We start from the raw sequence: 15,144 nt of genomic DNA, 5'->3' as shown, positions 1-15,144 counted from the left end.
CCTTTCTAGATTTAATGTTACAATAGCAATTAGGAAAAACTGCATGGAGGTTTGGAGAATGGCAGGAGGATCAAGATTCCAACAGAAACAACAAAAACGTCGTCAAAACGGTGTTTTAAATATTGCAATCGCTATTGTATTACTATTAGTAGCTATTGTAGCATATCAATTGTTCGTTCCTAGTACGAAAGAGCAAGCATCTTCTACTGATAAGAAAGTCTCTCAACAAACAACAAAGAATGAGAAAGCTGGAAAATCAGAAGATAAAGAATCTGCTAAGAAAAAAGAAAAAGAACAAGAGCAAGCAGAAGCTAAGAAAAAAGCTGAAGAAGAGAAGCTAAAGGCTGAAGAAGAACAGAAAAAAGCTGAAGAAGAAGCGAAAGCTAACGAGAAAGTATCAGCTGAAAAAACTGTATCTAAGGCAAAAGAGGCTTACACAAAACCTTCTTGGAAAGCTGTAGGAACAGAACAAGGTTCATCACCGGCGATGACGTTTAAACAAGGGTCATCAGATTGGAATGAGATGCAAAGTGCAATTGCTGCAGGTGTTGAGATACCGAAAGAGCAATTAGTATTCCATTTTGTTGGAAGAGACAAAACTGGAAAGAGTAAAGCTTATGGTGATGTTCAAGATAAGCAAAGTGGGAAAAGATATTACGTAAATATTGATTGGGTAGACAATGAGGGCTGGAAACCAGTACTTGTTCAAACTCTAAACTAAAAAAGAGAAGCTCCTTAGGAGCTTCTCTTTTTTGTTAACGCAATTTCTTTAATTTAAAATGAACAACCGCGCTATAATACGGTCTTTTGCTTTCAGGATCCATAACCATTTGATGAGAGATGTGATGAACTTCAAGCATAAGTGCTTTATTATTATCAATTTGTTCACTAATTTTTCGTTCTAAAGAAGCTAAGTCTCCCGCTTCAAAAAACTCTACTTTATCTTCTAACATTTCAAAGGTAAATGACATGAAGACGGCCCCTCTCCTATGTAATCAACTATAGTGTAACAAAGAAAAGAAGGAAATACCATGTACATTTCAATTGACATTTTTAGAAAGAGGGAATATCATACTGATAAAACCGATAAGAAAAAGGGGGATTTTTATGGGTACAGAATTTAATGGTTTATTTGATGAGTGGGCTCATACGTACGACTCATTTGTACAAGGCGAAGATATACAATATAAAGAAGTTTTCGCCCATTATGAGGACATTCTAGAGGATGTAGTTAACAAGTCATTTGGTAATGTATTAGAATTTGGTGTCGGTACAGGTAATTTAACAAATAAATTATTACTTGCTGGCCGCACAGTTTACGGTATAGAACCGTCGCGTGAAATGCGCATGATTGCAAAAGAGAAATTGCCAAAAGAATTTTCAATTACAGAGGGTGATTTTCTTTCGTTTGAAGTTCCAAATTCAATTGATACCATTGTAAGCACCTATGCATTTCATCATTTAACAGATGATGAAAAAAATGTAGCAATTGCGAAGTATAGTCAATTGCTAAACAAAGGTGGTAAAATAGTGTTTGCTGATACGATATTTGCAGATCAAGATGCATATGATAAAACTGTTGAAACAGCAAAAGAAAGAGGTTTCCACCAGTTAGCAAACGATTTGCAAACGGAATACTATACACGTATTCCAGTTATGCAGACTATTTTTGAAAACAATGGCTTCCATGTAACGTTCACGAGATTAAATCATTTCGTTTGGGTAATGGAGGCAACTAAGCAATAGAAAGAGGGATTAGATTGAGAATTGCTGTAATTGGAGCAATGGAAGAAGAAGTACGTATTTTACGTGACAAATTAGAACAAGCAGAGACAGAAACGGTTGCAGGTTGTGAATTTACGAAAGGGCTATTAGCAGGGCATGAAGTAATCTTGTTAAAGTCTGGTATTGGTAAAGTAAACGCAGCGATGTCAACGACAATTTTATTAGAAAAATATAAGCCTGAAAAAGTAATTAATACTGGCTCAGCTGGTGGATTCCATCATTCTCTAAACGTTGGTGATGTAGTTATTTCCACTGAAGTTCGTCACCATGACGTAGATGTAACAGCATTTAACTATGAATATGGTCAAGTACCAGGAATGCCGCCTGGATTTAAAGCTGATGAGGCGTTAGTTGCATTAGCTGAGAAATGTATGCAGGCTGAAGAAAATATTCAAGTTGTAAAAGGTATGATTGCAACAGGGGATTCATTTATGAGTGATCCGAACCGCGTTGCAGCCATCCGTGATAAATTTGAAAATCTTTATGCGGTAGAAATGGAAGCAGCAGCTGTTGCACAAGTATGCCACCAATATGAAATTCCGTTTGTTATCATTCGCGCACTTTCTGATATTGCTGGTAAAGAATCAAATGTTTCATTTGATCAGTTTTTAGATCAAGCAGCTCTTCATTCTACAAACTTTATCGTAAAAGTGTTAGAAGAGTTAAAGTAATGTAACAAAAAGGCAACTGTCTCATATAAAGAAAATACATACAGTTGCCTTTTCTTTATTGGCAAACAAGGGGGAGAACACGATGAATGTATATCGTGGAGTTCATGAGTTAATTGGTCATACACCAATTGTAGAAATTACTCGTTTTTCACTTCCGAAAGGGGTCCGTTTATTTGCAAAGCTTGAATTTTATAACCCAGGCGGAAGCGTTAAGGATCGTTTAGGAAGAGAATTAATCGAAGATGCGCTAGAAAAAGGGCTTGTTACCCAGGGTGGAACAATTATTGAACCGACTGCTGGGAATACTGGTATTGGACTGGCACTTGCAGCATTAGAGCATGATTTACGTGTTATTGTTTGTGTACCAGAGAAATTTAGTATTGAAAAACAAGAATTAATGAAAGCACTAGGTGCAACGGTCGTGCATACACCGACTGAGCAAGGAATGACCGGTGCAATTGCTAAAGCAAAAGAGTTAGTAAATGAAATACCGAATTCATACTCTCCAAGTCAGTTCGCAAATGAGGCAAATCCTCGTGCATATTTTAAAACACTAGGACCTGAACTGTGGGACGCATTGAATGGAGAGATTAACATATTTGTTGCTGGAGCAGGAACTGGCGGTACGTTTATGGGGACTGCATCTTATTTGAAAGAAAAAAATATAGATATTAAAACAGTTATCGTAGAGCCAGAAGGATCTATTTTAAATGGTGGTAAGGCTGGTTCACATGAGACCGAAGGAATTGGACTGGAATTTATCCCGCCATTTTTGAAGACATCTTATTTTGATGAAATTCATACGATTTCTGATCGAAATGCATTTTTACGAGTGAAAGAATTAGCGCAAAAAGAAGGACTTCTCGTTGGGAGCTCTTCAGGAGCAGCATTTCATGCGAGCTTACTTGAGGCAGAGAAGGCAGCACAAGGTACAAATATTGTAACCATTTTTCCTGATAGCAGTGAGCGCTATTTAAGTAAAGACATATACAAAGGATGGGAATAAAAAATGAGAGCAAAGACAAAGTTAATTCATGGTATTCGCATAGGAGAACCTTCAACTGGATCTGTAAACGTACCGATTTATCAAACAAGTACGTACAAACAAGAAGCAGTTGGTAAGCATCAAGGATATGAATATTCACGTACAGGTAACCCAACACGTGCAGCTTTAGAAGAAATGATTGCTGTATTAGAAAATGGGCATGCTGGATTTGCATTTGGTTCAGGAATGGCTGCTATTACAGCGACAATTATGTTGTTCTCAAAAGGTGACCACGTTATTTTAACAGATGATGTTTATGGCGGAACATACCGCGTTATTACGAAAGTATTAAACCGTTTCGGTATTGAGCATACATTTGTAGATACAACAAACTTAGAGGAAGTTAAAGAAGCGATTCGTCCAAATACGAAAGCAATTTATGTGGAAACACCAACGAACCCACTACTAAAAATTACTGATATTAAGAAAATATCTACTCTTGCTAAAGAGAAAGACTTATTAACAATTATTGATAACACATTCATGACGCCATATTGGCAGTCGCCGATTTCTTTAGGAGCAGATATTGTGCTTCATAGTGCAACGAAATATTTAGGAGGTCATAGTGACGTAGTTGCAGGTCTAGTAGTTGTAAATAGCCCACAACTAGCAGAAGATCTTCACTTTGTACAAAACTCAACAGGAGGTATTCTTGGGCCGCAAGATAGCTTCTTACTACTTCGTGGTTTAAAAACATTAGGAATTCGTATGGAAGAACATGAAACGAATTCACGCGCTATTGCTGAGTTCTTAAATAATCATCCAAAAGTAAATAAAGTATATTACCCAGGTCTTGAATCACATCAAAACCACGAATTAGCAACAGAACAAGCAAATGGTTTTGGTGCTATTATCTCATTTGATGTAGATAGTGAAGAGACATTAAATAAAGTACTTGAGAAATTGCAGTATTTTACACTGGCTGAAAGTTTAGGAGCAGTAGAAAGTTTAATTTCTATTCCATCTCAAATGACACATGCATCAATCCCAGCTGATCGCCGCAAAGAATTAGGAATTACAGATACATTAATTCGTATTTCTGTCGGTATTGAAGATGGTGAAGATTTAATTGAAGATTTAGCACAAGCGCTAGCATAATAAAAAAACGCACTGCTAATATAGAGCAGTGCGTTTTTTTATTACATTATTTTGTGAAACATTTCACAAAATAGACATACACAAACGAAATGATTTCATGTATATTGAATTCAGGAAATGTTACTCACGAACAAACTTGTGAAATATTTCACAAACAATGAAATTCATGTAGGAAAGCATCTCTATTTTTTTATGTTAATTGGGACTTATTTTGACCTATAGGGACATATAAGGACCGTGATAGTAGAATAGGAGGAAATTTACATGGTAGTCAAAGAGAAAGTTGTAAATGAAATGCAGGAAGTAAAAAAGATGATTGATACACTAGTAAATAATGGTCAACAAGCTTTACAAGCATTAGAAAGTTTTACACAAGAGGAAATTGACAACATTGTTCATGAAATGGCATTAGCAGGTGTTGATCAACATATGCCGCTAGCAAAATTAGCAGTTGAAGAAACTGGCCGTGGTGTATATGAAGACAAATGCATTAAAAATATTTTTGCCACTGAATATATTTGGCATAGTATAAAGCAAGATAAAACGGTAGGAATTATTCACGAAGATTCTCATGAAGAAATAATAGAAATCGCGGAACCTGTCGGTGTAGTAGCTGGGGTAACGCCAGTAACGAATCCAACGTCGACAACAATGTTTAAAGCGTTAATTGCGATAAAAACAAGAAATCCAATTATTTTCGCGTTTCATCCTTCCGCACAAAAATGTTCTGTGGCAGCGGCGAAAACAGTATATGATGCAGCGATGAAAGCTGGTGCACCAAAACACTGTATTCAATGGATTGAAAGACCGTCTGTTGAAGCGACGAAACAATTAATGAACCATGATGGTGTAGCACTCGTTCTAGCAACTGGAGGCGCTGGTATGGTGAAATCAGCTTACTCTACTGGAAAACCAGCGTTAGGCGTTGGGCCTGGTAATGTACCGTGTTATATAGAAAAATCAGCACATGTAAAACGAGCTGTTAATGATTTAATTTTATCGAAAACATTTGATAACGGTATGATTTGTGCATCGGAACAAGCAATCATTGTCGATAAAGAAATCTATGATGATGTTAAAACAGAAATGATTGAAAACAATTGTTACTTTGTAACAGAAGAAGAAAGAAAAAAATTAGAAAAGCTTGTTATAAATGAAAATACATGTGCAGTAAATAGTGATATTGTAGGGAAATCAGCACAGTATATTGCCGATTTAGTTGGGATTACTGTTCCTGAACATACAAAAATGCTTGTAGCTGAAATTCAAGGTATCGGAGCAGCATATCCGTTATCTCGTGAGAAACTGAGTCCAGTATTAGCTTGTGTGAAGGCGAATTCATTAGAAGAAGGATTTACATATTGCGAAGAAATGTTGAACCTCGGTGGTTTAGGACATTCAGCAGTTATCCATTCTACAAATAAAGATGTGCAAAAGCAATTTGGATTACGTATGAAAGCTTGCCGTCTCATTGTAAATGCACCTTCATCACAAGGTGGAATAGGTGATATATATAATGGATTTATTCCATCACTTACACTTGGTTGTGGTTCATACGGAAAGAATTCAGTTTCCCAAAATGTAACAGCCACTCATTTATTAAATATAAAAAGGCTGGCAAATAGAAAAAAGAATATGCAGTGGTTCAAATTGCCACCAAAAATTTATTTTGAAAAACATGCTACAGCTTATTTAGCAAATATACCTAACATTTCACGTGCATTTATTGTAACGGACCCTGGAATGGTTGAACATGGCTATGTCGATACAGTCGCGCACTATTTAAACAAGCATGCAAATGATGTGAAAGTTGAAGTTTTCTTTGAGGTCGAACCAGATCCATCAGATGAAACTGTTTTTAAAGGTGCGGAAATGATGAGAAGCTTTAAGCCAGATGTAATTATCGCACTTGGTGGTGGTTCAGCTATGGATGCAGCAAAAGGAATGTGGTTATTCTATGAGCATCCAGAAACGACATTCTATGGCATTAAACAGAAGTTTTTAGATATAAGAAAACGTACATGTAAATATCCGGAATTAGGAAATAAGGCGCAGTTTGTTGCGATTCCAACGACATCAGGAACGGGATCAGAAGTGACACCATTTGCGGTTATTACAGATAAGAAAAATAATATAAAGTATCCGCTTGCAGATTATGAATTAACACCAGATGTAGCAATTGTTGATCCGCAATTTGTAATGACAGTACCACCACATGTAACAGCAGATACTGGTATGGATGTTTTAACACATGCAATTGAGGCGTATGTGTCTGTTATGGCAAATGACTATACAGATGGATTAGCATTAAAAGCTATTGATCTCGTATTCAAATATTTACCGAGAGCATATAAAGATGGAAATGATGAAGAAGCAAGAGAAAAAATGCATAACGCTTCTGCAATTGCAGGTATGGCATTTGCAAATGCTTTCCTCGGTATTAATCACAGCTTAGCACATAAAATTGGACCAGAATTCCATATTCCGCACGGACGCGCAAATGCCATTCTAATGCCGCATGTAGTCCGCTATAATGCTATTAAGCCAAGAAAACACGCATTGTTCCCAAAATATGAGCACTTTGTGGCAGATGAAAGATATGCACATATAGCGAGAATGCTCGGGCTTCCAGCAAGCTCGGCAGCAGAAGGGGTGGAATCACTCGTCAAAGCAATTATTGAGCTTGGAAAAAGCTTAAATATTAATATGAGTATTGCAGGACAAGGAGTAGATAAAGAGCAATTTGAAGAGGTTGTTGGAGTATTAGCAGAAAGAGCTTTTGAAGATCAATGTACAACTGCTAATCCAAAGTTGCCGCTTATTTCAGAACTGAAAGAAATTTATATGGAAGCATATAAAGGTGAATAATGATTACAAAAGAGCCGCAGTAAAGCGGCTCTTTTTTTATTGGAAAACATCTCCCAGAATGGCTGTATTTACTGGTCTTTCAGTTTCATAGAATATGATACAGTGAAATGGAGGAGTGAGAATATAATGAAAGAATTAAAAGGAAAAATAGAAGACTATACTCGGTTCGGACAAATTCTTCTCGCTGTAAGTACATTGTTAATGGTTGGCTTGTTGATTCCGAATGGAGCAAAAGAGACAATCCAATTTTTTGTTATGATGGGGAGCATCGTTATATTTTTAAGTTTATCGTTCTTTTTCTTTCAGCGTGTGAAAGTGATGCGTGACCAGCTAGAGGAAAATGAATGTGAATAATATTGTTAACTAGAGCGCGGCGAAAAGAAAAAATCTTTTTGTCACGCTTTTTGTTTTTTGTAGAAAAATGTATGCGTTTCGTGTTGACAATGATAATCCTTATCAATTAAAGTAGAATAGTAGTTAATGATTATCATTATCAATTAGAGGTGAAGGAATGAAAAAATCTATTACGCTATTTACAGCGATTTTATCTATTTTTTTCTTGTTAATAGGTTGCAGTGCCAAAGGGGACGAAAAAGCGTCTGCAACCAAAACAGAAAAAGGAAAAGAGAAAATCGAAATTACCGACCTATCAGGAAGAAAGGTAACATTCGATAAAGTGCCAGAAAATTTTGCAACATTAAGTATGGGGGACATGGATATTATTCATGCTTTAGGTGGAAAAATAGTAGGTCGCCCGGATACGAAATTAACTCTTCCAGAGGAGTTAAAGAAAGCACAAGTAATTGGAAATGCACATCAACCGAATTTTGAGCAAATTGCTAGTTTAAAGCCCGATGTACTTGTTGCTAACAATGGATTCCAAAAGAATGTGCCAACGGTTGAAGGACAAGGAACGCAAGTTATCATTTCTTCTGCGAATTCTGTACAAGATATTCAAAAGAATATTGAATTATATGGAACGGTAATGAAGAAAGAAGATAAAGCAAAAGAAATTAATCAAAAAATGAATGATCAAATGAAGAAATATGAGAAAAAGAGCGATGTGAAAGCATTGCTAGTGTATGGCGCACCAGGTACTTATTTAGCGGCATTACCAACATCTTTATCAGGTGATATTTTAGAAAAAACAGGCGGAAAAAATATTGCTTCTGATTTTCCAGAAACGAAAGAATATCCGCAATATGCACAGCTAAGTGTAGAACGTATTATTGAGGCGAATCCAGATGTGATTTATTTAATTACACACGGAGATCCAAAAAGTGTGAAAAAAGCATTCGAAGGCGAAATGATGAAAAATGAAGCGTGGAAAAATTTAGAGGCAGTAAAACAAAACCGCGTAGTTATTTTGCCACCTGATTTATTTGGATCTAATCCTGGTACAAAAGTTACAGAAGCAATGGATTTTATGTATAAAAGTATACAAGATGTAAGGAAATGATACGTATGGAAAGTAGTGAAGTAGTAAGAGAAAAGGAACATCCTTTTGCGAAAAAAAGATGGATAATAGCAGTTACTTTAGTTGTATTAACAATCCTAGGTCTCTTGTACGGTCTTTTCGCAGGAAGTTTATCCTTTTCTATACGAGATATTTTAACAGGTATACAAGAGGAAGGTTCGACAGTTCATCGAATTGTATGGGATCTTCGCATACCGAGAGTGCTTATTGGGTTTATAGTAGGAACATGTTTAGCTGCATCTGGTACACTGCTACAAGGGGTTATGAGAAACCCTCTTGCAGATCCTGGTATTATCGGAGTTTCATCTGGAGCAGGCCTTGTAGCAATTGTCATCATGATTTTATTCCCACAGCATCTAGCTTTTTTACCACTAGGGGCGTTTTTAGGAGCTTTCATAACAGCGATGGTTATTTATGCTTTATCATGGCAAAAAGGGGCACCACCTTCAAGAATCGTCTTAGTAGGGGTGTCGATCAATGCATTAATTGGTGCAGCAACGTCAGCATTAATGTTATTACATAGTGACAAAGTACAATCGGTGTTACCGTGGTTAGCGGGCGGTATTGGTGGTGTAAGTTGGGCACATTTAAACATGATTATTTATTATGCAATATTCGCCATTATATTAGCTTTCTTTGGTATTAAGCATATTCGAGTGTTAATGCTTGGAGATGAAATGGCAAAGTTATTAGGACATAATGTGGAAAAAAGTCGGTTTTATTTAATCGTAGTAAGTACATTATTAGCTGGAATTGCAGTAAGTGTGTCTGGTCTTATTGGATTTGTCGGTCTTGTCGTACCACATATGCTACGTTTATTAGTTGGAAATGATTATAGATATTTGCTACCTTTATCATGCCTTGGCGGCGGGGTATTACTTGTTTTTGCGGATGCAATAGCTCGAAGTTGGTTTGACCCAATCGAATTGCCTGTTGGTATTTTACTGTCCTTCTTAGGTGGTCCGTTCTTCTTATATTTAATTCATAGAGGAGGAAAACAAAGTGATTTCCGTTAACAAAGTGTTTTACGCACACTCTGAAAGATTTCAAATGCAAAATATGAATGTACATATTAAGGCTGGAGAAATCGTTAGTTTAATTGGTCCGAATGGATCGGGAAAATCTACTTTGCTTCGTTTAATAGCAAGGCTACTGAAACAAAGCGAAGGGGACATCATTTTAGATGGGAAAAATATTCATATGATGAAGAGTGTTGATGTAGCGAAGCAATTAGCAATGTTACCGCAAATGCATGATCATCAATTAGATTTAACAGTGAAAGAACTAATTGAGTTCGGAAGAGGTCCACATAAATCATGGAGTAGCCGCTTAAATAAAGAAGATGAAGAAATTGTTGATTGGGCATTGTCTGTTACAAATCTTGAAGGGTATGAATATCGTCTTTTACATTCTTTATCAGGAGGGGAACGGCAACGTGCTTGGATTGCGATGACGTTAGCGCAACGTACAAATGTCTTATTATTGGATGAACCAACAACCTTTTTAGATATCGTTCACCAGTTGGAAGTAATGGAACTTGTGAAACGATTAAATGAGGAGTTTGGAATGACAATTATAATGGTTTTACATGACATTAACCAAGCTGCTCAATATAGCGATCGTTTACTTGTATTAAAGCGAGGAAAGATTCAGTATGATGGTATACCAGAAGAAGTACTATGCCATGAAATGTTTCAACATGTATTTGGCATAGATGTAGATATTTTTCAAGGAAGTGACAAGCCTTTTTTTACACCGAAACGAATTTCTAAAAGGGGAGAAGAGCGATGCAAACAGAAGAGCGTATTACCACGGAATTAGTAAGAGAATTTGTTATGGCAGCTCACGGGGATTTAGAGAAAGTACAAGAGCTATTGGTTGAATCACCAAGCTTACTTCACGCCTCTTATAATTGGGGTGGATCAGATTGGGAAAGTGCGTTAGGCGCATCGGCACATGTAGGTCGTAAAGATATTGCTCTTTATTTACTAGAAAAGGGTGCTCGGATGGATATTTTTGCAGCAGCTATGCTTGGTGAATTAGAAGTTGTACAAGCTATTTTAGTAGCTCAACCAGAAGCATTGCGTGCATCTGGCCCTCATGGTATTTCTCTTCTTCAACATGCACGAATGGGTGGAGAGAAATCTAAGCGTGTATATGATTATTTAGCAATACTATCTTAATGAACGAAGGAAGTTCTTATGTGCGGTAAACTTTTCACTTGAAACAATTGGAAAGTTTACCGCCCGTTAGAACGGGATAAGTATCTAGTATATTTGAAAATCCTACACCCCCCTCAATTGTAGTTTTCTTTATGCTAGTTATGATATGGATGCAGTGGACAATATTTGTCTACTGCTATTTTTAGTTATTTAGAATGAATATTCTGTATTTTATCGTTGGTTCATTTATCCCGCTATTTTCCAGGCAGTAAGACTCTCGCCTAAAAATTCAGTTAAAGAAAAGAAGTTAGACGGGAGATCCACTGCCTGTAAACGTCGGATTGGTAAAGGCTAATAATCAGTGGGGTGAACAAAATTCCCCACTGATTAAAGTTTCACTTTATAATAAATAGTAACATACTGTATACATACAAAACATGATCGTGAAATGAAGAATAAATTAGTGGAAAGGAGTGCCAGCATGTTTCATACAGAACGTTTACAAATTCGCAAATATACAATGGATGATTTACAGTTCTACGCTTCACTATGGGGGAACGAGAAGGTAATGCGTTATATTGGAAATGGGACATTAAAAACATATATGCAGTGTAAAAAAAGTCTGGAGGAATGGGTGATTCCTAGCTATAAAAACGGTCTCGGTTTATTTGTATTGATTGAAAAGGAAACGGGAACAAGAATTGGTCATGCAGGGCTGGTAAAGCAGAAAATAGATGGAAAAGAGGAAATTGAAATTGGTTATTGGTTACTTCCTCAGTATTGGGGAAAAGGGTATGCAAAAGAAGCGGCGGCAGCATTTCGTGACTATGGTTTCCAAGCATTACGAATGAATAAATTAATTTCTCTTATTAATCCGAATCATCCCGCCTCAATATTTGTTGCTAGAAAAACTGGGCTCAGCTACGAGAAAACAACGTCATTTCATGGAATCGATGCTCTAGTTTATTCTATTAAGCGTGTTGGATGAAAAAATTACTTTTTTAAAGGTAAATTGCATTTTTTGAAGAATGGTATATGAAAATAAAGGGAGGGGTTACATGTACATTTATCATAATGGACTTATTATTCGTGAGGGAACGAGTAGTGTACCAGCATATGCAATTAAAGCTTTATTTGAAGATGCCGGTTGGAGTAATGATAATATCCCTTCTTGGCAAATTGAAAAATTTACGATAGCATTCGAAAATTCAACATGGGCTTTCACAATTTGGGATGAGGAAGAGATGATTGCGATGGTTAGAGTCATTTCTGATGGAATTATGATTGCGAACATAGTAAATTTAGTTGTGAAGTGTGAATATAGAGGGAAGGGATTAGGTAAGAAGCTTGTAGCTCTTTGCCTGCAAAAACTTCCCCACGGTGATTGGTTTGCGCATACATCAGCGAACAATTTTGATTTTTATAGAAGCTGTGGATTTGAAGTTAGAGAGCTATCGAGAAATGGAACATGTGCGTATTATGGATATCAAGTCGCAAAAAGAGATGGTCACCGATAAATGAATGGAAAGTAAAAAAGTATAGCGAGGTAATTTTGAGACTTTTGATAATAGAGAATGGATTGAGGCTCGTTTTATGATAAAATAAAAGAAAATTCTGTTTATTATTAGGGGGATAAAAATGAGTGTAAAAGCTGGGGATGTATTTAAATATGAAAGAAGATTTACTGAGGAAGAAGTTTTTGAATTTGCAAATATTACCGGTGATAAAGGTAGACACCATGTGGAATACGATGAAAATGGAAGATTAATGGTTCATGGTTTATTGACTGCTAGCATTGGGACGAAAGTGGGAGAAGAGTTACATTACATAGCAAGAGAATTAGTAAGTGAGTTTATTAGACCAGTTTTCACAGGAGATACGATCACTTGTGAACTAACTTTAACAAATGTTGAGCAAATGGAAGGCTATAAAAAAGTTTCAATCGAGTCAGTTTATCGCAATCAGCATGAAAAGACTGTACTAGTTGGGACAAGTTATGGAATTATAAGGGGATAAAAAGAAGCCTGTTTAACAGGCTTCTTTTTTATTATTTAGTAAACACGTTTTCGATTTTCTGCATAACTAGAGATGAGTAATAATGCAGTTTCTTCTCCTATATTACGAACAATATGAGGAACGCATGCATTCCATGAGAAAGAATCACCTTCTTCTACAATTGCAATATCTTCACCGTGCTGAACTTCTAATTTTCCGCGTAATACAAGGTGACATTCTTCCCCTTCATGGGCATTTGGTGAATTTTCTTTCGGGAATCCAGTAGGGATTTCTACTAAAGATAGGCGAAGGCCCCCTTGCTCCGCAACATGTTCAATTCTTTGCTCATCTTTGCCGTATACACTGTATTTCCGTTCTTCTTTTTTGACAATTTTTAATCGATCTTTTTGCTCTAACAATAAATAGGGAAGGGGAACGTTTAAAAAATTGGAGATCGTTTCTAAAGTTGAGATAGATGGTGATGTTTTATTATTTTCAACCTGACTCATAAATCCTTTAGAAAGACCTGTTCCCTCACAAATTTGTGCGATTGTTATGCCTCTACGTTGACGAATTTCACGTATTGCAGAACCAATATTCATAAAATCAAGCTCCTTTTTGTAAACAACTATTTGTATCATAGCAAAAAAAATATATTTTTTCCCAGTGAAAATGAATTGACGAATAAAAAAAATTAGTGTATGTTTTGTAATGTAAATAAAAGTTTTGTATAAGAAAACTATAAAGGAGAGAAAGAAATGAATCAACATATTGGTAACTTAATTATTCGTATCGTGTTAGGGGTAACATTCTTCATGCACGGTTTAACAAAATTCCAATCAGGAATTGACAATATTGCAGGGTGGTTTACAAGCATTGGTTTACCAGGAGGACTTGCATACGGTGTAGCAACATTTGAATTAGTTGGAGGCCTATTATTAATTCTAGGTTTAGGTGTAAGATATATTGGATTATTATTTGCGCTTGTTATGGTTGGAGCAATCGTAAAAGTGAAATGGTCAGCTGGTTTATTGGGAGATGGAAAAAATCCTGGTTTCGAATTAGAACTTGCATTATTAGCAATGGGTGCATATTTATTTGTTGCAAAAGCTGATGGTTTTGTAGATAATTTCTTAAAAGAAAAAATGTCAAAGAAGAACTAATTTAAATGGGGGGGCTAACAAGATGAGTTTTCAACTTCATCCCGATACAACACTTGATGTTGTTCATTTATACGTATCTAATGTAAAGAAATCACTAGAGTTTTATACGGAAGTACTAAGTATGAAGGTGCTAAAAGAAGAAGAAGCAGTCGTTACATTTGGGAATGAAAATGATGAACCACTTCTTATCATTGAAGAAAAGAAAGAAGCTTTTCCGAAACAAAGAGCAAGAACAGGGTTATATCATTACGCAATTTTATTACCAAGTAGGCAGGATTTAGCGAATGTTCTTCGTCATCTTGTAGAGATGGTATATCCACTACATGGCGGAGCCGATCATTACTTTAGTGAAGCTCTTTATTTAGCTGATCCAGATGGAAACGGGATTGAAATTTATCATGATCGACAAAAAGAAGTTTGGCGTGATGAGAATGGAGAACTCCCATTTGTTAGTAACCCGTTAGCTGGTGAAGAATTATTACAGCAAGGAAGTACATGGAATGGATTTCCAGCTGGTACTGTGATGGGGCATATTCATTTCCATGTAGCTGATTTAGAGGAAGCGAAACGTTTCTATGTTGATGGTCTTGGTTTTGAGGTAACGATCCCAGCTCGTAATGGAGCGTTGTTCGTATCAGCAGGTGGTTATCATCATCATATCGGTTTAAATACGTGGCAAGGTGAAGGGGTACCACCGCAAATGCCAGGTTCTGTTGGTTTAAAATATTTCACAATTGTACTAGCGGATGAAAAACAAAAAGAGCAAGTATGTGAAAGCTTAAAAAATATTGGCAAGATTGCTACGTACAAAGATGGAATATTACAAGTCGAGGATCCATTTGGACATTGTATCCATTTCAAAATAAAAGGAGAAGCCTAA

18 protein-coding genes are annotated in these 15,144 nt (G+C 36.3%); 16 read left to right on the top strand and 2 right to left on the bottom strand.

Translation table 11 applies throughout. The annotated features are described in order from the left end of the window. Positions 1-58: 58 nt before the first annotated feature. Complete coding sequence (locus tag DN399_RS21555; RefSeq protein ID WP_000897098.1) at positions 59-721, top strand: YrrS family protein; 663 nt, start codon at positions 59-61, stop codon at positions 719-721. Between the two features lie 34 nt (positions 722-755). On the opposite strand, the gene DN399_RS21550 is transcribed toward DN399_RS21555, so the two are convergent. Continuing rightward, positions 756-971, bottom strand: a complete 216-nt coding sequence (locus tag DN399_RS21550) for a YrzA family protein (RefSeq protein WP_000010984.1) — start codon at positions 969-971, stop codon at positions 756-758. Between the two features lie 136 nt (positions 972-1,107). On the opposite strand from DN399_RS21550, the gene DN399_RS21545 reads away from it, so the two are divergent. The 13 genes from DN399_RS21545 (at position 1,108) to DN399_RS21480 (ending at position 13,122) form a co-directional block, all read left to right on the top strand. After that, a complete protein-coding gene (locus DN399_RS21545) occupies positions 1,108-1,746 on the top strand; it encodes a class I SAM-dependent DNA methyltransferase (RefSeq protein WP_000536320.1) in 639 nt (212 codons plus the stop codon). Positions 1,747-1,760: 14 nt separating this feature from the next. Beyond that, a complete protein-coding gene (mtnN, locus tag DN399_RS21540) occupies positions 1,761-2,456 on the top strand; it encodes a 5'-methylthioadenosine/S-adenosylhomocysteine nucleosidase (protein WP_001217024.1) in 696 nt (231 codons plus the stop codon). A gap of 82 nt (positions 2,457-2,538) precedes the next feature. Further along, positions 2,539-3,462, top strand: coding sequence for an O-acetylserine dependent cystathionine beta-synthase (locus DN399_RS21535; protein ID WP_049107972.1), 924 nt, complete (start codon positions 2,539-2,541; stop codon positions 3,460-3,462). Between the two features lie 3 nt (positions 3,463-3,465). After that, a complete protein-coding gene (locus tag DN399_RS21530; RefSeq protein ID WP_001201917.1) occupies positions 3,466-4,599 on the top strand; it encodes a bifunctional cystathionine gamma-lyase/homocysteine desulfhydrase in 1,134 nt (377 codons plus the stop codon). Positions 4,600-4,863: 264 nt separating this feature from the next. Continuing rightward, the gene (adhE, locus tag DN399_RS21525) at positions 4,864-7,467 is read left to right on the top strand and encodes a bifunctional acetaldehyde-CoA/alcohol dehydrogenase (RefSeq protein WP_000260507.1); all 2,604 of its coding nucleotides are present in this window, start codon (positions 4,864-4,866) and stop codon (positions 7,465-7,467) included. 126 nt (positions 7,468-7,593) lie between these two features. Next, on the top strand, positions 7,594-7,821 hold the full coding sequence (locus tag DN399_RS21520) for a YrhC family protein (protein ID WP_000661263.1): 228 nt from the start codon (positions 7,594-7,596) through the stop codon (positions 7,819-7,821). 157 nt (positions 7,822-7,978) lie between these two features. Beyond that, positions 7,979-8,926 carry an ABC transporter substrate-binding protein gene (locus DN399_RS21510; protein WP_000748452.1) on the top strand — a complete coding sequence of 316 codons (948 nt, stop codon included), beginning with the start codon at positions 7,979-7,981 and terminating at the stop codon, positions 8,924-8,926. 5 nt (positions 8,927-8,931) lie between these two features. Further along, complete coding sequence (locus DN399_RS21505) at positions 8,932-9,960, top strand: FecCD family ABC transporter permease (RefSeq protein ID WP_002024813.1); 1,029 nt, start codon at positions 8,932-8,934, stop codon at positions 9,958-9,960. Next, positions 9,947-10,765: an ABC transporter ATP-binding protein gene (locus tag DN399_RS21500; RefSeq protein WP_049107970.1), complete on the top strand. Its 819-nt coding sequence runs from the start codon at positions 9,947-9,949 to the stop codon at positions 10,763-10,765. Before DN399_RS21505 ends, DN399_RS21500 begins: the two co-directional genes overlap by 14 nt. Beyond that, the gene (locus tag DN399_RS21495; protein WP_001192766.1) at positions 10,732-11,127 is read left to right on the top strand and encodes an ankyrin repeat domain-containing protein; all 396 of its coding nucleotides are present in this window, start codon (positions 10,732-10,734) and stop codon (positions 11,125-11,127) included. Before DN399_RS21500 ends, DN399_RS21495 begins: the two co-directional genes overlap by 34 nt. A 427-nt stretch (positions 11,128-11,554) precedes the next feature. Then, entirely contained in the window at positions 11,555-12,094 is a 540-nt protein-coding gene (locus DN399_RS21490; RefSeq protein WP_004408018.1) for a GNAT family N-acetyltransferase, read from the top strand. Positions 12,095-12,164: 70 nt separating this feature from the next. Continuing rightward, entirely contained in the window at positions 12,165-12,623 is a 459-nt protein-coding gene (locus DN399_RS21485) for a GNAT family N-acetyltransferase (protein ID WP_000276126.1), read from the top strand. Positions 12,624-12,744: 121 nt separating this feature from the next. After that, positions 12,745-13,122, top strand: coding sequence for a hotdog family protein (locus DN399_RS21480; RefSeq protein WP_000111564.1), 378 nt, complete (start codon positions 12,745-12,747; stop codon positions 13,120-13,122). Positions 13,123-13,157: 35 nt separating this feature from the next. Here DN399_RS21480 and DN399_RS21475 read toward each other — a convergent pair whose 3' ends face one another. Next, positions 13,158-13,703, bottom strand: coding sequence for a helix-turn-helix domain-containing protein (locus DN399_RS21475; RefSeq protein ID WP_001020693.1), 546 nt, complete (start codon positions 13,701-13,703; stop codon positions 13,158-13,160). 156 nt (positions 13,704-13,859) lie between these two features. Here DN399_RS21475 and DN399_RS21470 point away from each other — a divergent pair, with 156 nt between their 5' ends. Further along, positions 13,860-14,264 (top strand): DoxX family protein, encoded by a 405-nt coding sequence (locus tag DN399_RS21470; protein WP_001071553.1) that lies wholly within the window; start codon positions 13,860-13,862, stop codon positions 14,262-14,264. A 22-nt stretch (positions 14,265-14,286) separates the two neighbouring features. Then, a complete protein-coding gene (locus DN399_RS21465; RefSeq protein WP_000009833.1) occupies positions 14,287-15,144 on the top strand; it encodes a VOC family protein in 858 nt (285 codons plus the stop codon).

Source organism: Bacillus sp. AR4-2 (assembly GCF_008274865.1).
GTDB lineage: Bacteria > Bacillota > Bacilli > Bacillales > Bacillaceae_G > Bacillus_A > Bacillus_A cereus.
Note: the sequence above shows the minus strand (reverse complement) of the source record. Positions and strands in the feature narration are given on the sequence as shown.